We start from the raw sequence: 20,242 nt of genomic DNA, 5'->3' as shown, positions 1-20,242 counted from the left end.
CGCCGGCCTACGCCTCGCGCAGCAGCAGCGCCACGTTGCGCTCGGCCAGCGCGGCAATCGTGCGCGACGGGTTGAGCCCCAGCGCGCGCGGCACGATGGCGCCGTCCATCACGTAAAGCCCCGTGTAGCCGAAGACGCGCCCGTGGGAATCGACCACGCCGTCTTCGGCGCTGCGCCCCATGTTGCAGCCGCCCAGCGGGTGGGGCGTGACGAGGTTGCGGAGCAGGCGCCACGTGGGCGGCACCCACGGATTGCCGCCCGTGGCGGCCGACAGCAGCCGGTGCGCGGCGATCATCGACTCGATCACGGCCTCCGACGGTTCGTGCCGCCAGCTCATCTCCAGCGTCTGCCGCCACGGCGCGTACCACTTGCGGCAGAGCCGTAGCTGGCCGTCGCCGGGGTCCACGCCCTGGCCGAACCACGGCATCATCGTCTCCAGCGGGTCGCCGTCGTCCACCAGCCCGCCAATCTCGCGCCACAGCGCGCGCAGCCGGCCGCGCCGCGTGCGGCGCATCTGGCGCCGGATGTAGTTGCGCGCGATGTTCGGGATGCCGCCGTCTTCAACAAAGAGCGCCTGCCCGTTCGGCGCGCTGCCGTCGAGCAGGTCGATCACGGCCGAGATCGTCACGCCATGCGACGGCGACACCATGCGGCCCGGATAGAACGCCGGGGTCACGAAATCGCCGTTGTGGGCCCAGCCGTAACCGAGCCGCGCCGACAGCCGGGGCAGCGTGCGATGCGTGTCCCGGCAGCGCAGCAGCAGCTCGGTGCTGCCGATGGAGCCGGCGGCCACGATCACGCGCGCGGCCGTGACCTCGCCGGGGGTGCGGGATTGCGCCACCGGGTCGATCTGGTCGAAGCGCACGCGCCAGCCATCGGCCAGCGGTTCCAGCCGCTGCACCAGATGCAGCGGGCGGATCTCCGCGCCATGGTCCTCGGCCACGGCCAGGTAGTTGAGGTCGAGCGTGTTCTTGGCCAGCACCTGGCAGCCGACGTCGCAGTTGCCGCAATGGACGCAGGTGCCTTGCCAGCGGCCGTGCGCGTTCTGGAACGGGCGCGACTGGTGGTCTTCCCGCGCGCCGGGCAGGTCGGGGTGCCAGTCGTCGCGGAAGCTCACGGCCAGCGGCAGCTTGCGAAAGCGGTCGCCCCAGCCGCAGGCGTGCGCGGCTTCTTCCACCAGCCGCGCGCGCGGGCTCAGTTGCGCGTCGGGCACGGGGGCGACGGCCAGCATCTCGCCGACCGTGTCGTACCAGGGCTGCAGCGTGGCGTGGCCGATATCGTCGGGCCAGCCCCAGGCAAACGTGCGCGGCGGCGCCTCGACCGACACGTTGGCATAGATCAGCGAGCCACCGCCCACGCCCGCGCCGGCAATCACCCAGATATCGGAAAACGTGCGCACGTCGGCCCAGCCGCTGAAGCGCTGCGGCTGCTTCTGGTTCCACAGCCACGGGTCGTTGTCGCCGCGCGGAAAGGTCTCGGGCGTCCAGCGCCGCCCGCGTTCCAGCACCAGCACGCGCTGGCCCGCCTGCGCCAGCCGGCAGGCCGCCACGGCGCCGCCAAAGCCGCTGCCGACGATCACCGTGTCGTACGGATGCGGCCCGCTCATGGCGCGGCTCCGGTGCGGCGGATCACGATGGGCGGCTCGGTGCGCGCCAGCGCGTCGGGCGGCCACGGCTCGCCCGCATCGGGCACGAAGCGCGGCCCGCTGGCGGCTGGCGTCGCGGCCACGCGCCACGTGCGGCCCATGCGGTTCAGCCGCTCCAGGCCCGGCCCGAGCTTCCAGTGGCGGCACACCTTTTCCAGCTTGAGCGGATGGATGGTCAGCGTGTCGGCGTCGAAGCGCATGCGCAGGAAGCCCTTGTAGTCGGCAATCGACTGCGACGAGAACACTTCCTCGGCGTGCAGGCCCCAGAGCTGGTTGGCGATGACCATCCAGACGCCGAACAGCAGGCCGCCGAGCACGCCACCGGCGACGAGCGTCTGCGCCAGCAGTAGCGGCAGCATCCAGCCGTCGTCGGCATGCAGGCCCCACACGTGCAGGTTGAGCCGGGCCAGCGCCCAGAACAGCCCGGCGGCCAGCGCCACGTGCAGCAGGCCGTGCAGCGCGCCCACCAGCCCGGCCAGCGACACCGCGCTGCGCGTGCCCCGCGTCGACAGCGCCGCGAAGAACGCCATCACGGCCACGGCGAATGCCACCGACGCCGGGCTGTTCGCCAGCGTCATCCACAGCGCGCGCCACGCATCGCCCAGGCTGGCCGGCGCGATGGGCAGCGCCGCCAGCTTCTGCATCAGGCTCTGGCCCGGCGGCGCGGTGGCGCGGCTGGCGCTCTGGACAATCCAGTTGAACAGGAAGCAGATGGCCGCGAACAGCGTGCACAGGCCGACGTTGCGCACGGGTAGCTGCCACGCGCGGTTGCGCAGGGTCCGCGACGTGTCGCGGTCCGGATAGGCGGCGCCGGCCAGCACGTAGCGCTGCCGTGTGCGGCCGATCGCCACCGGCTCCGGCGACGCCGGCAACTGGTGCGTGCCGTGCAGGAACGCGCCCCCGCCCCCGCACGTGACGCGCTCCGGCCCCGTGGTGCCGGCCTCCGGCGTGTAGCGCGCGTAGTGGTGCTTGTCGCCAGCCAGTACCGCGACCAGATGGTCGCCCAGCAGCCGCTCGATGCGGCTCAGGCTGCGAAAGCGCGGCGTGCGCGTCTCGGTCGACGGAAACGCGCGGCGCCGGGTGCGCGACAGCCGCTCCATCTCGTCGATCCAGCTCGGCTCGGGCGTGCACAGCACCACGCGGTCGCCCGGTGCCAGCCGGTCGTGCATGGCCTTGAAATAGTCGAACTGCTGGCGGTCGATCTCGGATTCGAGCTGCAGGTCCAGCCCCCAGATCCACCAGCCATGCGGTAGCTGCAGGACGTAGTAGCTGGTGCGCTGGCGGGTCTGCCAGCCGCCCACCGGCGCGCCCGTGCAGAACAGTTGCGCAAAGCCGCGCAGGCCGTCGTACCAGTCGTGGTTGCCGGGCGTGGCAACCATCAGCGGCGCGCCGGGGATGGCAATCGCGGCCTCGCTGTTGCCGGCGGCGTCGGGCGGCAGCGGGGCAGGGCAGGCGGCGCGGAATGGGTCCAGAAAGCGTGTGCGATAGCCGCCGTGCGCGGGCGTGGGGTAGACCTGGTCGCCGCCCAGCAGCAGCACCTGCGCGCGCGGCAGCGTGACGCCATCGGCCGCCAGCCGCGCCGGGTGGCTCGCGCAGAGCGCCATCGAATAGGTGGAGTGCCAGCCGTCGCCGGTATCGGCCAGGTAGTCGACCCACACGGCGCCGTCCGGCGCGTTGGCGGTGACGGGAATCGGCGGGTTGGTGGCGACGGGGTTCAGCGCGGCCTGGACCGCGCGGGCATCGGCAAACGCGCCGATGGTGCGCGCCACGGTGACGCGCACGGCCGTCCTGAGCAGTTGCAGGGGGCTGAGCCAGTTAACCATCGGCTCATGCGTGTACAGCTCCACGCGGCGCGTGGTGGCTGGCGGCGCGGCGGTGGCGGGGGCGGCCGATGGCGCCGCGGGGCCCGCTTCCTCGTTCGCAAGCATCGTCGACCTCCCCCGGGTGGCAGGCGCCTCGCAGTTATCGATCGCATCACCTAATATAGGTGATCGCAAGATCGATTTGCAGATCATCATGCTGAGTCGCAGAGCGTTCCTTGTGGGCGGCGCCGGCGCGGTGGGCGCTGGCGCGCTCGTCGTGGGCTGGCTGGTGCTGCGCCCCGACGACCGGCTTGATGCACGCCGGCCGCCGCGCGTGCCGGAGCCGGCCGTGCCGCTGAACGGCTGGGTCGCCATCGGCACCGACAACGCCGTGACCATCGTCATGTGCAAGGCCGAGATGGGGCAGGGCATCCACACCGCCGCCGCGATGCTGCTGGCCGATGAACTGGGCGCCGACTGGCGCCAGGTGCGCGTGGTGCAGTCGCCGCTGGACACGCTCTACATCAACCGCGAGAACCTGGGCGCCGGCCTGCCGTACCGGCACGACGACAAGCGGCTGCACGCGGAACTGGCGCGCGACCTGTCGCGCCGGGTGTCGCGGTATTTCGGGTCGATGGTCACGGGCGGTTCCACCAGCATCCGCGACCTGTGGCTGCCGATGCGCGAGGCCGGTGCGTCGGCACGCGAGATGCTCTGCACCGCCGCCGCGCGCCAGTGGTCCGTGCCGGCCCGCGAGTGCGTGGCACAGGCCGGCACCGTGCGGCACGTGGCATCCGAGCGCTCGGCAACGTTTGGCGCGCTGGTCACGGCGGCCCGCGATCTTGCCCATCCCGAACATCCCCGGCTCAAGGACGCCGCGTCGTTCACGCTGATCGGCCAGCGCATCCGGCGCATCGAGACCGCGCCAAAGCTCGACGGCAGCCTGCGCTTCGGCATCGACGTGGTGCCCGCCGAACTGGCGCGCGACGTCGGCGCAACCGGCCCGCTGGACCTGCGCTACGCGAGCGTGCTGATGTGCCCGACGCTGGGCGGCAAGTACAAGGGCCGCGAGGTGAAGTTTGCGCGGCCGGCCGGCGTGCACGACTGCTTTCCCGTGGATGGCTACAACGGCGGCACCGGCGGCGTGGCCGTGATTGCCGACAACCCGTTCATCGCCATGCGCGCGCTGTGCGACCTGCGCGTGGCGCCCGACCAGTGGGACCACGGCCCGGCCGCGCAGTGGAACAGCGCCCGGGTGCGCGAGACGCTGGTGGCGGCGCTGGACGAAGGCAGCGCGCGCAAGTACTACCGCGCCGGCGACGCAGACGCCGTGATCCGCCAGACCGCGGAAAAGGGCGGCAAGGTGCTGCACATGCAGTACGAGGTGCCCTACCTGGCGCACGGCGCGCTGGAGCCGATCAACTGCACCGCACTCGTGCGCGACGGGCGCGCCACGGTCTGGGTATCCACGCAGGTGCCGCAGGCCGCGCGGGCCGCCGTGGCCGGCGCGCTGAACCTGGACGCCGACGACGTGGTGATCCACGAGCGGTTCCTGGGCGGCGGATTCGGGCGGCGGCTGGAGGTGGACTACGTGGCGCAGGCCGCCGCGATCGCGGCGCGCGCACCGGGCAAGGCCGTGCAGACGATCTGGTCGCGCCCGCAGGACATGGCGCACGACTTCTACCGCCCGGCCTGCGTGTCGCGCTTCAGCGGCGTGCTGGACGACAAGGGCAACCTGGTGGCGTGGCGCGCGGCGTCGGCCAGCCAGTCTGTGTCCGGGCAGGCGCTGGCGCGCACGTACGGCCTGCCGCGCGCCATCGCCCGCGTGCTGCCCGACGCCACGATGGCCGAGGGCGCATTCGACCAGCCCTACGAATGCGCCAACGTCGAGGTCAGCCACCGGCGCGTGGCGCTGCCCATCCCGGTGGGCTACTGGCGCTCGGTCGGCCATTCGCATCAGGCGTTCTTCGTCGAATCGTTCCTGGACGAGATGGCGGCAGCCGCCGGCAAGGACCCGATCCAGTTCCGCATCGGCCTGCTCAAGTCACCGGCCCACCATCGCCATGTGGCGGTGCTGCGGCGGCTGGCCGAGCTGTCGGGCTGGAAGCGGCCCGTGGTGTGGAAGCAGGGCGGCCAGCGCCTGGCGCGCGGCATGGCGCTGCACGAATCGTTCGGCAGCATCGTGGGGCAGGTGGCCGAGGTGCGCAGCGACCCGGTACACGGCTGGCGCGTGACGCGCGTGTTCTGCGTGGTGGACTGTGGCGTGGCCGTCAATCCGGACCTGGTGGTGCAGCAGATGGAAAGCGGCATCGTGTTCGGGCTGTCGGCGGCCATGCAGCAGGCGGTCACGATCCGCGACGGGCAGGTGCAGCAGCACTACTTCAGCGAGGTGCCGCTGATCGACATGGAGACCTGCCCGGACATCGTCACGCACGTGATGGCCAGCCCGGCCAAGGTGCCGTACGGCGTGGGCGAGGCAGGCACGCCGCCGATTGCGCCCGCCGTGGCCAACGCCGTGGCGGCGCTGACCGGCCAGCGCGTCTACACGCTGCCGCTGCGGCCGCCACCGGCGCTGCCGGCCGGCGAGGAACTGTGGGAGGGCGACCGATGGTGCAAGTGGTGCAAGTCACTGTGAACGGCACGACCGTCGACGTGCGGTCCGCCCCGGAAACGCCGCTGCTGTGGGTGCTGCGCTGCGAACTGGGCCTGACCGGCACGAAGTTCGGCTGCGGCATCGGCGTCTGCGGCGCGTGCACGGTGTTCGTCGGCAAGGAGGCAAGGCCGTCGTGCCGCGAGCCGGTCAGACAGCTACAGGGCGCGTCCGTGACGACCATCGAGGGCCTGCGCGGCCCCGTGGCCGACGCGCTGCGGCAGGCGTGGACCGACTGCGACGTCGTGCAGTGCGGCTACTGCCAGAGCGCCCAGCTGATCGCGGCCGCAGCGCTGCTGGCCCGCCGCCGCGCGCCAACGGACAAGGAAATCGACGCGGCAATGAAGGACATCGTGTGCCGCTGCGGCACGTATCCACGAATCCGCAAGGCGATCAAGCAGGCGGCGGGGGCTTTGCGGGGGTAGGCATTCTGGTTTCCCTTTTCCGATTGCGGGAGAGGCGTTAGGGCCGGCGTGTTGAGTTGCGATGGTGGCAATTTGCACCGCCATGCCCTCTCCCCCGGCCCCTCTCCCGCAAGCGGGAGAGGGGAATCAAAAACCAGTACGCAACGGCTAACGGTTTTCTCCCCTCTCCCGCCCTGCGGGAGAGGGGCCGGGGGTGAGGGCTGGAGCGGCCCCCTGAATCGCCGGACACAGTCCCCCACTTACAATAGCGGGTAGGCATACGACTGTGTTTATGACTAAAACGAAGCAGGAATTGGTGGAAGTGTTGACGGGGCCGGAGCGCCGGCGGCGGTGGTCGCCGGACGAGAAGCTCGCGATGGTGCGCGAGAGCTGCGAGCCGGGCAAGACGGTGTCGATGGTGGCGCGCCAGCATGGCGTCAATCCGAATCAGCTCTTTCATTGGCGCAAGCTGTACCAGGATGGCAGCCTATCGGCGGTCAGTGCCGGTGAAGAAGTCGTGCCGGCATCGGAGTTGAGCGACGCGCTCAAGCAAGTCCGTGAGCTACAGCGCCTGCTGGGCAAGAAGACTATGGAGAACGAGATTCTCCGTGAGGCAGTGGAGGTGATGAAGTCGCGAAAATGGATTGCGCGCTCACCCTCATTGCCGGGGGACGACCTGTGAAGCGGGTCTGCGAAGTTCTCGGTGTAGCGCGCTCGAATGTGGCAGAGAAGCTGGCTCGCCCTGCAGACTGGCGGGACGGGCGCAGCGCCCGACAAACCGACGATGCAGGGTTGGTCGAGGAGATTCGCAATGCGGTCGCTCATCTGCCCAGCTACGGCTATCGCCGGGTCTGGGGTGTACTGCGCAGGGAGCGCGAGCGCCACAGTGCACCGCCCGTCAATGCGAAACGGGTCTATCGGGTCATGCGAATGTACGGCCTGCTGCTGCAACGCAGGGTGGCCCCGCCACGCCCGCAGCGCAGGCATGAGGGTAAGGTTGCGGTAGCAAAGACGAACCAGCGGTGGTGCTCTGACGGCTTTGAGTTCCGCTGCGACAACGGCGAGCCACTGCGCGTGACGTTTGCCCTGGACTGCTGCGACCGCGAGGCGATGAGTTGGGCGGCGACCACTGGCGGGCATAGCGGTGACGTGGTCCGCGACGTGATGTTGGCCGCCGTCGAGAATCGCTTTGGAAACGTGCTGAAGACGCCGACGGAAATTGAATGGCTGACCGATAATGGCTCAGGCTACACGGCAGACAAGACCAAGGCGTTTGCGTCGGCAATCGGCTTGAAGCCACTGACCACGCCGGTCTGCAGCCCGCAGAGCAACGGCATGGCCGAGAGCTTTGTGAAGACTATGAAGCGCGACTATGTCGCCTTTATGCCCAAGCCTGATGCCGAGACGGCCGTTCGCAATCTGGCCATTGCCTTCGAGCACTACAACGAGCAGCATCCCCATAGCGCCCTGAATTACCGCTCTCCGCGCGAGTTCAGGCGTGCGATGGCCTTATCAATCTAAGGGTGTGACCGTGTCCGGGGACACGGGGGCAAATCCAAGGGCATGGCGGTGCAAATTGCCACCATCGCAACTTGACACGCCGGCCCTCACCCCTAACCCCTCTCCCGCAAGCGGGAGAGGGGAATCAAAAACCAGTACGCAGCGGCTAACGGTTTGCTTGTAGTGGTCAAGTTTTTTCAGACAGGTATTAAGGTTGTCTGGCGTTTGAACTTGTCCTCAAACTCCTGCGGCGACTCATATCCCAGTGTCGAGTGCAATCGCACCGGGTTATAGAAGCCGACGATGTACTGCGTAATGTCGCGCCGGGCTTCAGCCCGGTCGACGTAGCGCCTTTGCCAGATGCGCTCCATCTTCAGGTTCAGGAAGAAGCGCTCGGCCACCGCATTGTCCCAACAATCGCCCAGCCGGCTCATGCTGCAAATGAGGCCGTGGCGTCCCAGCAAGCCCCGGTATTCCTCGCTCGCGTACTGGCTGCCCCGATCCGAATGCACGATCAGGCCCGGTGACGGATTGCGCTGCTGGATCGCCATCCTCAACGCCGTGACCACCAGCGATGCAGGCATGGCCGCTGCCATGGCCCATCCCACTACCTTGCGCGAATACAGGTCCAGCACCACCGCCACATACAGCCAGCCCTCGGCCGTGCGGACGTAGGTAATATCCGCCGCCCAGGCCTGGTTGGGCTGCACCGGACTGAACTGCCGGCCCAGCACGTTCGGCGCCACCGGCCGGTCGTGCCGGCTGTTGGTCGTCGCCACGAACTTGCGCTTCCAGACCGGACGCAGATCGGCCTGGCGCATCAGCGTGCGCGCCCGATAGCGCCCGATCTTCACGCCTTGTCTGCCCAGATCCCGTGCTACGCGCCGGCTGCCGTAGGTGCGCCCGCTCGCCTCGAATGCCGCCCGTACGTGGATCTGCTGCCGGTTGCGCTCCACGTTGACCGGCCGGCCGCGCCGGTGCGCGTAGTAACCCGCGCGACTCGCTCCCAGTACCCGACAGGCACGGCTGACCGCCACGGCCTCCTTCTCCAGCGCGCTGACTGCGTGATAGATCACTTCAGCTCGCGGGCGAAGAAGGCCGATGCCTTTTTTAGGATCAGGTTGTCCTCCTTCAGGCGGCGGTTCTCTTCCTCCAGCTGGCGGATGCGCTGCTGCTCGGGCGTCAGCGGCCGGCCAATGCCCTTGCCGCCGGCCAGTTCCGCGTCGTACTGCGCCAGCCAGCGCCGCACGGCCGTCTCGCCAATGGCCATCGTGTGGCAGACCTCGGCCACCGAAAGCCCCTGGTCCCGGATCATCCGGACCACCTCCAGCTTGAAGCTGGCGTCGAACTTGCGACGTTGCTTTGTCATGTCGTCCTTTCCTCGTCGATCGTGATTTTCCACCTATCGACCTGTCTGAGGAAATTGGACCACTACATCTGATTCCCCTCTCCCGCTTGCGGGAGAGGGGTTAGGGGTGAGGGCCGGCGCGTCAAGTTGCGATGGTGGCAATTTGCACCGCCATGCCCTCTCCCCCGGCCCCTCTCCCGCAGGGCGGGAGAGGGGAGAAAACCGTTAGCCGTTGCGTACTGGTTTCCCTCTCGGCGTGCGGGAGAGTGGCGCAAAACCATCAGCCCTCGCGTATTGATTCCCCTCTCCCGCTTGCGGGAGAGGGGTTAGGGGAGAGGGCCGGCGCGTCAAGTTGCGATGGTGGCAATTTGCATCGCCATACCCTCACCCCCGGCCCCTCTCCGGCAGGGCGGAAGAGGGGAGCAAAACCGCGAGGGCAATCCCGGTTGACCAGTACAGTCGCTACTTCCCACCCCACACCGGCGACCGCTTTTCCACAAACGCCGTCACCCCCTCCCTGAAGTCTTCGCTGCCGTAGCAGCGGCGGACCAGGTCGTCGGTGTCGGCGACGGCGGTCACGGTCTGGCGGCGCAGGGCTTCCTTGACCACCTGCTGCGTGACCGGGGCCAGTTTGGCCAGGCGGTCGCACAGCGCGGCGGTTTCGGCGTCGATTGCGGTCGCTGGGTGGACCGCTTCCAGGAAGCCGCAGGCCAGCGCGGCGTCGGCGTCCAGGATCTGGGCCAGCAGCAGCATGCGGCGCACGGGCTGCAGGCCCCATGCGGCGCGCAGTTTGGCCAGGTTCAGCGCCGACAGCGTGTTGCCTAGCGTGCGCGCGATGGGCACGCCGAAGCGCGCGTTGGGCGTGGCCAGCCGGAAGTCGCACGCGGTGGCGATGGCCAGGCCGCCGCCCACGCACCAGCCGTCTACCACGGCCACGGTGGGCATCGGCAGCGCTTCGACCAAGCCGATGCCGGCGTCGATCTGTTCCTCGTAGTGGATGCCGTCGTCGCCGGTGGTGAACGCGCGGAACTGGGCGATGTCGGTGCCCGCCACGAACGCCTCGCCGCCGGCGCCGCGCATCACCACCACGCGGATGCCGGCGCCGCCCGGGCCTGCCAGATCGCGGCAGTGCTTGCCTAGCTGTTCGTACATCGCCCACGTCATGGCGTTGCGGGCGGCCGGGCGGTCGAACGTCAGCGTGGCGACCTGTCCCTGGACGGCCAGCGTGACCTGGCCGCTGTCCGGCGCCGGGGTCGCGCTCATGCCCCGAACGCGCCGGCTGCCGCCAGCGCCTCCTTCTCGTCGTGGCCGATGCCCAGTTCGGCCAGCACCTCGTCGGTATGCTGGCCCAGCAGCGGCGGATGCCGGCGCACCTGCTGCGGCGTGCCGCCCATCTTCACGGCGAAGCCGATGTTCGGCACCTTGCCCTCGATCGGATGGTCGATCTCGATACGCATCTGGCGGTGCCGGCCGTGCTCGCTGTCGAACGCCTGCGGGTAGGTCAGGATCGGGCCGGCCGGGATGCCGACTTCCAGCAGCGTCTCGATCCAGTAGTCGCTCGGCTTCTGGCCGAACGTCTGCTCCAGTTCGGCGATCAGCGCCGGGCGGTTGGCCAGCCGCAGCGCCACCGTGGCAAAGCGTTCGTCGGCCAGCAGGTCCTGCCGGTCCAGCGTGTTGCACAGCAACTGCCAGAGCTTCTGGTTGGTCGCGCCCATCACGAAATGGCCGTCCGACGCCTGCATGGCCTGGTACGGCGCGCTCATGCGGTTGGCCGTGCCCAGCGGCTCGGGCTCGCGGCCCGTGCCCCAGTATTCGGCGCTGTCCCAGACCGAGAACGCCAGCGCCGAGTCGAACAGCGACGCATCGACGTACTGGCCCTTGCCGGTTTCCTTCGCGCCGATGTAGGCGGCCAGCATGCCGTAGGTGGCGAACAGCGCGCAGCCGATATCGGCCACGGGCACGCCGCACTTGACCGGGGCGTCGCCCGGGTAGCCGGTCACGCTCATCACGCCGGACATGGCCTGCGCCATCAGGTCGAAGCCGGGGCGCTTGGCCCACGGGCCGGTCTGGCCGAAGCCGGAGATGCTGACATAGACCAGCCGCGGGTTGATGCTGGCGAGCGTGTCGTAGTCGATGCCCAGCCGCTTCATCACGCCGGGCCGGTAGTTTTCGACCAGGATGTCGGCCGATTCGGCCAGCCGGTAGAGCACCTGGCGGCCGGCCTCGCTCTTGAGGTCCAGCGTCACGCTGCGCTTGTTGCGGTTCATGTTCAGGAACCCCATGCTGTCCGGGCCCTTCATCTTGAAGCCCATGGCGCCGCGCGTCTGGTCGCCGCCGTCGGGCGGCTCCACCTTGATCACGTCGGCGCCCAGGTCGGCCAGCAGCATGCAGGCGTACGGGCCGGCCATCACCTGGCAGACGTCGAGCACGCGCACGCCGGCCAGCGGCAGCGGGCGGGCGGCGTCCTGGCTGGCGTTGGCGGATGCGGTAGCGGAGGAAGTATCGAAAGGCGTCATCGGAAGCGTCCGGGAAAGAAGGTTGGGCGGCGTGCGTCAGGCTTCGGCCTTGACGCCGGCCTGTTTCACGACCTTGCCCCACTTGCTGGCTTCGGCCGCGATGAAGGCGCCGAACTGCTGGCTGGAGCCGCCCGAGTCTTCGGCGCCGAAGCTGCGCAGTTTCTCGGCCACGTCGGGCATGGCCAGCGCCTTGTTGACGTCCTGGTTCATGCGCTGGACCAGCGCGGGCGGCATGCCCTTGGGGCCGACCAGCCCGTACCACGAGGCGGCGTCCAGGCCGGGAAAGCCCGATTCGGCCAGCGTCGGCACGTTGGGATGGCTGGCGGCGCGCTTCAGGCGCGTCTGGGCGATGGCGATGACCTTGCCCTGGGCGATGAACGGCGTGGCGGCGGTCATCGTGTCGAACGCGTAGTCGATCTGGCCGCCCAGCAGGTCGGCGATCAGCGGGCCGGAGCCCTTGTACGGCACGTGTACGACATCGACCTTGGCCTGCAGGCGAAAGAGTTCCAGCGCCAGATGCTGCGCGGAGCCGATGCCCGACGAGCCGAACGAGATCTGGCCCGGCTTCTTGCGGCACAGCGCGACGATGTCGGCCACGCTGCGCACCTTCTGCTCGGGGCGGCAGGTCAGCATGTTGGGCGTCACGCCGACCATCGAGATCGGCGAGAAATCGGCTACCGGGTCGTACTTGACGTCAAGCAGCGCGGGCCCGATGGCGTGGCTGTTGACGTGCGCCATCAGCAGCGTGGTGCCGTCGGCGGGCTGCTTGGCCACGTAGGCGGCGGCAATCGCGCCGGTGGCGCCGGGCTTGTTCTCCACCACCACGCTGGTGTTCCACATCATGCCGAGCTTCTGGCCGATTACGCGCGCCAGCACGTCGGTGCCGCCACCGGGGGCAAAACCCACGACAATGCGCACCGGGCCGGGCATGTCGGCGGCGCGGGCCAGGGTGGGGAGCGCCAGGCTGGGCACGGCCAGGCCGGCCGCCGCCCCGAGAAGGAACTGTCTGCGCTGCATGAAGTGTCTCCGTCATAGGCATCGTTATGGTGCCGATGATGCGGAAAGCGGCCAGCGCGGGCTATCGCTATTTGGGGATTTCAGGTTTCGCATTTTGCGCAAGCACCGCCAGCACGCCGATGGCGGCCGACGACAGCGCATCGGCCGGCCGGTGGCAGATCACGAACTGGCGCCCGGCCCAGGGCTCGGCGATGGCCAGCCGCACGAAGCGGCTGCCGGCGGCGATTTCCGCCGCGATGGCCTGCGGCATCACGCCCACGCCCAGGCTCTGGGCCACCAGCGCGGCGATGCTGTCGAAGCCGCCCACGCGCATGCGCATGCGCGGCACGCGGCCGGCTTCCTCGGCCAGCCGGTCGAGCATGATCGAAATGGCCGAGCTTTCGCCCAGCGTGATCAGGTCGCAGTCCAGGATATCGGCCAGCGTCACCTTGCGCCGCCGCGCCAGCGGGTGGCCGCGCGCGACGACCAGTTCGAGCCGGTCACTGCGGTAGGGCGCCGTGGGCAGGTCCACCATGCCCAGGCTGCCTTCGTAGATGCCGATGTCGACGGTGCCGCGCCGCAGCGCCTGCTGGACTTCCTGGCTGTTCATTTCCTGCAGGTCCACGCGCACGCCGGGGCAGACCGTGGCGCAGCGCTGGATATCGAAGGGCAGGAACTGGATGACGGCGGATTTGGGCGCCGCCACGCGCACCACGCCCAGGTCGCCGCCAACGAACGACGCGGCGTCGTCCTGCATGCGCTGCACGGTGTGCGTGATGCCGCGCGCGTGGGCCAGCAGCGCGCGGCCGGCCTCGGTCAGCGCCATGCCGTGCGGCAGCCGCTCGAACAGGGCCACGCCAAGCTGGGCTTCCAGCTCCAGCACGCGCCGCGACGCCGCCGCCGCGGCCAGGTGCAACCGCTCGGCGCCGCGCGTGATGCTGCCGAGTTCGGCCACGGCAATGAAAAGCTGGACGGTGGTCAGGTCGAAATGCAGGCGGGCAGGGCGCAGCGGCGGCAGGGTCACGAGGGGCGGAAGCGGAGCGGAGGGCCTGGCGATTGTGCCTGCGGGCGGCGGCCGGTGTCTATTGGGCTTCTCCCGGCCGCCAGGCGCCTAATGCGCCACTTCTACTCCTTGACCGCCCCGGTCATGCCCGACACGTAGTACTCGACGAAGAACGAGTAGACCACCGCCACCGGCAACGATCCCAGCAGCGCGCCGGCCATCAGCGCGCCCCAGTGGTAGACGTCGCCTTCCACCAGTTCGGTGACGATGCCCACCGGCACGGTCTTGACCTCGGACGACGAGATGAAGGTCAGCGCGTAGATGAACTCGTTCCACGACAGCGTGAACGCGAAAATGCCGGCCGAGATCAGCCCCGGCACCGCCAGCGGCAGGATGATCTTGACCAGGATCTCCCAGCGCGTGGCGCCGTCGATCAGCGCGCATTCCTCCAGCTCGTACGGGATGGAGCGGAAATAGCCCATCAGCAGCCACGTGCAGAACGGGATCAGGAAGGTGGGGTAGGTCAGGATCAGCGCCCAGCGCGTGTCGAACAGGCCAAGCTGGAACACGATGGACGCCAGCGGGATGAACAGGATCGACGGCGGGATCAGGTAGGCCAGGAAGATGGCCAGCCCGGTCTGCCGCGCGCCCTGGAAGCGCAGCCGCTCGATGGCGTAGGCCGCCAGCACGCTGGCCGCCAGCGACGCGAACGTCGATACCGTCGACACGATGACCGTGTTCAGCAGCCACGCCGGATAGGGCGTGTTGAATAGCAGTTTCTTGAAATGCGCCAGCGTCGGCGCCATCACCACGAACGGGTTGGCGGTCTGCATCAGCAGTTCGCCGTCGGGCTTGAACGCCGTGATGCCCATCCAGTAGAACGGAAACAGCAGCACGAACAGGAAGATGCCGATGGGGATGTAGAGCGTCACCCAGCGCCGGGGCACCGACTGCAGGTACTCCATGCCTTGCGATTCGTTCTCGGCCGCCTTCATTTGTCGCCTCCCTGTTGCCAGGCACGCCGCTGGAGCCCGAAGTACGAGAACAGGATGGCCGCCAGCAGGAACGGCACCATCATCGTCGCCAGCGCCGCGCCTTCGCCCAGCGAGCCGCCGGGGATGGCGCGCTGGAACGACAGCGTGGCCATCAGGTGCGTGGCGTTGAGCGGGCCGCCGCGCGTGAGCACGTAGATGAGCTGGAAGTCCGTGAACGTGAACAGCACCGAGAACGTCATCACCACGGCGATGATCGGCGTCAGCAGCGGCAGCGTGACGTAGCGGAACTGCTGCCACGGCGTGACGCCGTCGATGGACGCCGCCTCGTACAGCGACGGCGGGATGGTCTGCAGCCCGGCCAGCAGCGAGATGGCCACGAACGGGATGCCGCGCCAGACGTTGGCGGCAATCGTCGACAGGCGCGCCAGCCACGGGTCGCCCAGGAAGTCGATGTAGCGGTCGATCAGGCCCAGCTTGACCAGCGTCCAGCTGATGACCGAGAACTGCGCGTCGTAGATCCACCAGAACGCCAGCGCGGACAGGGCCGTCGGCACGATCCACGGCAGCAGCACCACGGCGCGGAAGAACGACTTGAACGGCAGGTTGCGGTTCAGCAGCAGCGCCAGCCAGAGCCCGAGCGCGAACTTCAGCACGCTGGCCACCAGCGTGTAGAAGATGGTGTTGAAGAGCGCGAGCTGGGTGACCGAATCGCCCGCCAGGTAGGTGAAGTTATCGAGCCCGATCCAGGCGCCGGGCCGGCCGATCTTGGCATCGGTGAAGCCCAGCCAGACGCCCAGCCCGAGCGGGTAGGTCAGGAAGACCACCAGCAGCAGCGCGGTGGGCAGCATGAACAGCAGGCCCAGCGCGTGGCGGTTGTCGGACAGCCGGCCCAGCAGCGGGCGCCGGGCCGGCTCGGCAGGGGGCCGCCGCGAGGCGGGCGGCGTCGCAGCGGTGTCCGGCATCGCGTCAGCCCTTGTAGTAGCGTTCGGCGCGCTGGGCGGCGCGGGCGGCGGCTTCCTTCGGCGTCTTGGCGCCGCTGGCGGCCTCGGCCACCATGTCGAGCACGATGTAGTCGGCCATGGCGGCGGCCGACGCGGTGCCCAGCGGGCCGGCGTGGCCGTTGTCGAGCATCAGCGACGCGGCGTCGCGGTAGACGGTGTGCTTGGGGTCGGCCGTCCAGATCGGGTTCGACTCGTACGCCTTGAGCGGCTGGCTGACGTAGCCGATGGCGGCCTCCATCCACGGGTTGTACTGCTCGGGCTCCATCATGAACTGCAGGAACGCCTTGGCCGCGTTCGGGTACTTGCAGTACTTGAAGATCATCATCTGGGTAATCTGCATCAGCTCGGTGGGCTTGCCGCTCTTGCCCATGGGAAAGTGGGCGTGCTGGATGTCCTTGGCCATCTCCTGCAGCTTCGGCTCCTTCGAGTTCTTGGCCGCGTAATAGACCGAGATGCCGTTGGCGGTCAGGCTGACCTGCCCGTCCAGGAACGCCTTGTTGTTGGACGGGTCCTGCCACGACAGCGTGCCCGGCACGAAGGTGGCGTAGAGCTGCTTGGCGTATTCCAGCGCGGCCCAGGTTTCCGGCGAATTGACCACCACCTTGCCCTTGGTGTCGACCAGCATGCCGCCGTGCGACCACAGCAGCCAGTGCGCCCAGTTGTTGCCGTCGCCCACGGCCTTGCCCAGCGCGAAGCCCGGCGGCGTGCCCTTGGCCTTGAGCGCCTGGCACAGCTTCAGGAAGCCGGCCGTGTCCTTGGGGATGGCGTCGAAGCCGGCCGCCTTGACGTGGCTTTCGCGGTAGACCAGCGCGTTGCCCACCACGCCCAGCGGCAGCGCGATCCACTTGCCGCCGTGCATGCCGTATTTCTTGCAGACGTCGTACCAGCCGCCGTGCTTGTTGCCCAGGTAGGTGGCCACGTCGGTCACGTCGACGAGCTTGTCGGGGTACTGCTGCGGGTCGTCGAACCAGCCCAGCACGATGTCCGGCCCGGTACCCACGCTGGCCGCCACGGCCGCCTTGGGCCGCACGTCTTCCCAGCCTTCGTTGTCGATGCGCACCTCCACGCCGGTCAGGTCCTGGAATTTCTTGGCGTTGGCGGTCCAGAGGTCCTCGTCGCCCTGCACAAAGCGCTTCCAGCGCAGCACGCGCAGCTTGGCGCCGGCCTCGGGCTTGTACTGGAGCTGGGTGGCGGCGTGGGCCGGCGTGCCGAGCGCGGTGGTGGCGGCCACGGCTGCCGTCGATACCAGGAAATCGCGTCGGGTGAAGTTTCCGGAATGGCTCATGGCTGGGTCTCCTCCGTGGTCATGCCACAGGTTGTGGTTGCCGCGCGGGCTGGCGGGGCAGGGCCTGTCCCGATTCGGCGTCGAACAGGTGGGTGTGTTGGGGATCGGGCACCAGGTGCAGCGGCTGGCCGGCCGCGAAATCATGGCGCTCGCGGAACACCGAGATGAAATCGGTCTCGCCAAAGCGCGAATACACCTCGGTATTGGCGCCGGTGGGCTCCACCACCGTCACCGTGGTCGGAAACCCCTGGCCCGGCGCGCCGCAGGCCAGGTGCTCGGGCCGCACGCCGTAGATCACGTGCTGGCCGTCGGCCCCGGCGCCGTCGCCCAGGCCGGCCGGGGCGGGCAGCAGCGTGCCATCGGGAAACTGCACCCGGGCCGCGCCGTTCTGGCGCCGCAGCACGCCGGGCACGAAATTCATTGCCGGCGAGCCGATGAAGCCGGCCACGAACAGGTTGTCGGGGTGGTCGTAGAGGTCCAGCGGGCGGCCGCGCTGCTCCACGCGGCCATCGCGCATCACCACGATCTGGTCGGCCATCGTCATCGCCTCGATCTGGTCGTGCGTGACGTAGACCGACGTGGTGCGCAGCCGCTGGTGCAGCTCCTTGATCTCGGCGCGCATTTGCACGCGCAGCTTGGCGTCCAGGTTGGACAGCGGCTCGTCGAACAGGAACACCTGCGGGTCGCGCACGATGGCCCGGCCCATGGCCACGCGCTGGCGCTGGCCGCCCGAGAGCTGGCGCGGATAGCGGTCCAGCAGCTGGCCCAGGCCCAGGATGCCGGACGCCTTGTCGACCTTGGCCCGGATCGTCTCCCTGGGCACGCCGGCCAGCTTGAGCGAGAACGCCATGTTGTCGTAGACCGACATATGCGGGTAGAGCGCGTAGTTCTGGAACACCATCGCAATGTCGCGCTCCTTGGGCGGCAGCCGGTTCACCACGCGGTCGCCAATGGCGATCTCGCCGCCGCTGATCTCCTCCAGCCCGGCCAGCATCCGCAGCAGCGTGGATTTGCCGCAGCCAGACGGCCCCACCAGCACCGTGAACTCGCCGTCGGCAATGTCGATGCTGACGCCGCGTATCACCTGCGTGCCGCCGAAGGATTTCTGCACATCGCGGATCTGTACCGATGCCATGCGTCACGTCTCCTGTGTGGTGCGGCACCGCGCTGCATGGCGGTGGAGCCCTGGGGTGCTGCGTCGTTCAGTGATTGTCCTTCGGCACGAAAGGGCCGCTCTTGCCGACCAGGAAGTCCAGGTCGGCGCCACGGTTGGCCTGCTGGACGTGATCGAAATAAAGCCGCGTCCAGCCGCGTTCCATCGGCGGCTCGGGCGGCTGCCAGGCGGCGCGGCGGCGCGCCAGTTCGGCATCGTCGACGTGCAGGTGCAGCCGGCGCGCCTCCACGTCCAGCTCGACCATGTCGCCATCGCGCACCAGCGCCAGCGGGCCGCCGGCGGCGGCCTCGGGCGCCACGTGCAGCACCACGGTGCCGTAGGCCGTGCCGCTCATGCGGGCGTCGGAGATGCGGACCATGTCGGTGATGCCCTTGCGCAGGATCTTGGGCGGCAGCGGCATGTTGCCGGCCTCGGCCATGCCCGGATAGCCGCGCGGGCCGCAGTTCTTCAGCACCAGCACGCAGGTTTCGTCCACGTCGAGCGATTCGTCCTCGATGCGGGCGTGCATGTGCTCGCTGTCCTCGAATACCACCGCGCGGCCCGTGTGGCGCAGCAGCGCCGGCGTGGCGGCCGACGGCTTGATCACGGCGCCATCGGGACACAGGTTGCCGCGCAGCACGGCAATGCCGGCGTGGGGCTTGAACGGATCGTCGAACGCGTGGATGACCTCGCGGTTCCAGTTCGGGGCGTCCTTGCAGTTGTCCCAGAGCGTCCGGCCGTTGACGGTGGGCGCGTCGCGGTGCAGCACAGGGCCCAGCTCGCGGATCACGGCGGGCAGGCCGCCCGCGTAATAGAAGTCCTCCATCAGGTGCCGGCCCGATGGCTGGAGATCGACCAGACAGGGCAGGGCATGGCCCAGCGCGTCCCAGTCGTCCAGGTTCAGTTCCACGCCGATGCGCCCGGCGATGGCCAGCAGATGGATCACCGCGTTGGTGGACCCGCCAATCGCGGCGTTGACCTTGATCGCGTTCTCGAACGCCTGGCGCGTCAGGATCTTCGACATGACCAGGTTGTCCTTGACCATCTGCACGATGCGCCGGCCCGACGCGCGGGCCAGGATGTTGCGGCGCCCGTCAACGGCGGGGATGGCGGCGTTGCCGGGCAGCGCCATGCCCAGCGATTCGACCATGCACGCCATGGTGGACGCCGTGCCCATCGTCATGCAGTGGCCGTGAGACCGGTGCATGCAGCCTTCGGCCTCGAAGAAATCCTCCTGCGACATATGCCCGGCGCGCACCTCCTCGGACATCTTCCAGACGTCGGTGCCGGAGCCCAGCTCCTGGCCGCGAAACTTGCCGCTGAGCATCGGGCCGCCCGAGATGCCGATGGTGGGCAGGTCCACCGACGCCGCGCCCATCATCAGCGCCGGCGTGGTCTTGTCGCAGCCCATCAGCAGCACCACGCCGTCGATGGGGTTGCCGCGAATCGATTCCTCGACGTCCATGCTGGCCAGGTTGCGGAACAGCATGGCCGTGGGGCGCAGCATGGTCTCGCCCAGCGACATCACCGGAAATTCGAGCGGAAAGCCGCCGGCTTCCCACACGCCGGTCTTGACCTGGTCGGCCAGCGTCCGGAAGTGCGAATTGCAGGGGGTGAGCTCGGAATAGGTGTTGCAGATGCCGATGACCGGCCGGCCATCGAACTGGTCGTGCGGAATGCCGCGGTTCTTGAGCCACGACCGATAGATGAAGCCATCGCGGTCAAGGCGGCCGAACCATGCCTGGCTGCGCCGCTTGGGCGCACCGGACGGATTGTCGTCGTCCTTCACTCGGGTCTCCTGCGTTCTGCTTCTTGTAGGGGGTGCAGATCCGGATGCGCGCCACCGTCTGCCAGGCCGCGCGCACGTCGAGTTCAACGGAGTCTAGGACAGGGTATCGGACAGGTAAAGTGGTATTACCAATATGCGGTATGGGGCTTTCCCGA

15 protein-coding genes are annotated in these 20,242 nt (G+C 68.9%); 3 read left to right on the top strand and 12 right to left on the bottom strand.

Annotation, left to right across the window (positions count from 1 at the left end; all coding sequences use genetic code 11):
* Positions 1 to 7 precede the first annotated feature (7 nt).
* Positions 8 to 1,606 (bottom strand): GMC oxidoreductase, encoded by a 1,599-nt coding sequence (locus tag EPAKOI_RS08140; RefSeq protein WP_423193443.1) that lies wholly within the window; start codon positions 1,604 to 1,606, stop codon positions 8 to 10.
* Positions 1,603 to 3,573 (bottom strand): preprotein translocase subunit YajC, encoded by a 1,971-nt coding sequence (locus EPAKOI_RS08135; RefSeq protein ID WP_423193442.1) that lies wholly within the window; start codon positions 3,571 to 3,573, stop codon positions 1,603 to 1,605. Before EPAKOI_RS08135 ends, EPAKOI_RS08140 begins: the two co-directional genes overlap by 4 nt.
* Positions 3,574 to 3,661: 88 nt before the next feature.
* On the opposite strand from EPAKOI_RS08135, the gene EPAKOI_RS08130 reads away from it, so the two are divergent.
* The 3 genes from EPAKOI_RS08130 (at position 3,662) to EPAKOI_RS08120 (ending at position 8,022) form a co-directional block, all read left to right on the top strand.
* Positions 3,662 to 6,082, top strand: a complete 2,421-nt coding sequence (locus EPAKOI_RS08130) for a molybdopterin cofactor-binding domain-containing protein (protein ID WP_423193441.1) — start codon at positions 3,662 to 3,664, stop codon at positions 6,080 to 6,082.
* A complete protein-coding gene (locus EPAKOI_RS08125; RefSeq protein WP_124684249.1) occupies positions 6,064 to 6,522 on the top strand; it encodes a (2Fe-2S)-binding protein in 459 nt (152 codons plus the stop codon). Before EPAKOI_RS08130 ends, EPAKOI_RS08125 begins: the two co-directional genes overlap by 19 nt.
* A 295-nt stretch (positions 6,523 to 6,817) precedes the next feature.
* A protein-coding gene (locus EPAKOI_RS08120) for an IS3 family transposase (RefSeq protein ID WP_423193501.1) occupies positions 6,818 to 8,022 on the top strand; the annotation gives its coding sequence in 2 pieces (ribosomal slippage) (positions 6,818 to 7,136 and positions 7,136 to 8,022; 1,206 coding nt in all).
* A gap of 176 nt (positions 8,023 to 8,198) precedes the next feature.
* On the opposite strand, the gene EPAKOI_RS08115 is transcribed toward EPAKOI_RS08120, so the two are convergent.
* From EPAKOI_RS08115 to EPAKOI_RS08070, 10 genes are all read right to left on the bottom strand, one after another.
* A protein-coding gene (locus tag EPAKOI_RS08115) for an IS3 family transposase (protein ID WP_423192497.1) occupies positions 8,199 to 9,370 on the bottom strand; the annotation gives its coding sequence in 2 pieces (ribosomal slippage) (positions 8,199 to 9,103 and positions 9,103 to 9,370; 1,173 coding nt in all).
* A gap of 441 nt (positions 9,371 to 9,811) precedes the next feature.
* Complete coding sequence (locus EPAKOI_RS08110; protein WP_423193440.1) at positions 9,812 to 10,612, bottom strand: enoyl-CoA hydratase/isomerase family protein; 801 nt, start codon at positions 10,610 to 10,612, stop codon at positions 9,812 to 9,814.
* A complete protein-coding gene (locus EPAKOI_RS08105; protein WP_423193439.1) occupies positions 10,609 to 11,865 on the bottom strand; it encodes a CaiB/BaiF CoA transferase family protein in 1,257 nt (418 codons plus the stop codon). Before EPAKOI_RS08105 ends, EPAKOI_RS08110 begins: the two co-directional genes overlap by 4 nt.
* 36 nt (positions 11,866 to 11,901) lie before the next feature.
* Positions 11,902 to 12,882: a Bug family tripartite tricarboxylate transporter substrate binding protein gene (locus EPAKOI_RS08100; RefSeq protein ID WP_423193438.1), complete on the bottom strand. Its 981-nt coding sequence runs from the start codon at positions 12,880 to 12,882 to the stop codon at positions 11,902 to 11,904.
* A gap of 67 nt (positions 12,883 to 12,949) precedes the next feature.
* Positions 12,950 to 13,885, bottom strand: a complete 936-nt coding sequence (locus EPAKOI_RS08095; protein WP_313836675.1) for a LysR family transcriptional regulator — start codon at positions 13,883 to 13,885, stop codon at positions 12,950 to 12,952.
* A gap of 101 nt (positions 13,886 to 13,986) precedes the next feature.
* The gene (locus EPAKOI_RS08090) at positions 13,987 to 14,859 is read right to left on the bottom strand and encodes a carbohydrate ABC transporter permease (protein WP_124684253.1); all 873 of its coding nucleotides are present in this window, start codon (positions 14,857 to 14,859) and stop codon (positions 13,987 to 13,989) included.
* On the bottom strand, positions 14,856 to 15,707 hold the full coding sequence (locus EPAKOI_RS08085) for a carbohydrate ABC transporter permease (RefSeq protein ID WP_409559000.1): 852 nt from the start codon (positions 15,705 to 15,707) through the stop codon (positions 14,856 to 14,858). The genes EPAKOI_RS08090 and EPAKOI_RS08085 overlap by 4 nt, the downstream gene beginning before the upstream one ends.
* 118 nt (positions 15,708 to 15,825) lie before the next feature.
* Positions 15,826 to 17,145, bottom strand: coding sequence for an ABC transporter substrate-binding protein (locus EPAKOI_RS08080; RefSeq protein ID WP_423193437.1), 1,320 nt, complete (start codon positions 17,143 to 17,145; stop codon positions 15,826 to 15,828).
* Between the two features lie 19 nt (positions 17,146 to 17,164).
* Positions 17,165 to 18,280, bottom strand: coding sequence for an ABC transporter ATP-binding protein (locus EPAKOI_RS08075; RefSeq protein WP_423193436.1), 1,116 nt, complete (start codon positions 18,278 to 18,280; stop codon positions 17,165 to 17,167).
* A gap of 67 nt (positions 18,281 to 18,347) precedes the next feature.
* On the bottom strand, positions 18,348 to 20,087 hold the full coding sequence (locus tag EPAKOI_RS08070) for an IlvD/Edd family dehydratase (protein WP_124684256.1): 1,740 nt from the start codon (positions 20,085 to 20,087) through the stop codon (positions 18,348 to 18,350).
* Between the last annotated feature and the right edge of the window lie 155 nt (positions 20,088 to 20,242).

The organism is Cupriavidus sp. H18C2 (assembly GCF_049393795.1).
Lineage (GTDB): Bacteria > Pseudomonadota > Gammaproteobacteria > Burkholderiales > Burkholderiaceae > Cupriavidus > Cupriavidus pauculus_C.
This window is presented reverse-complemented; position numbering and strand designations above follow the sequence as displayed.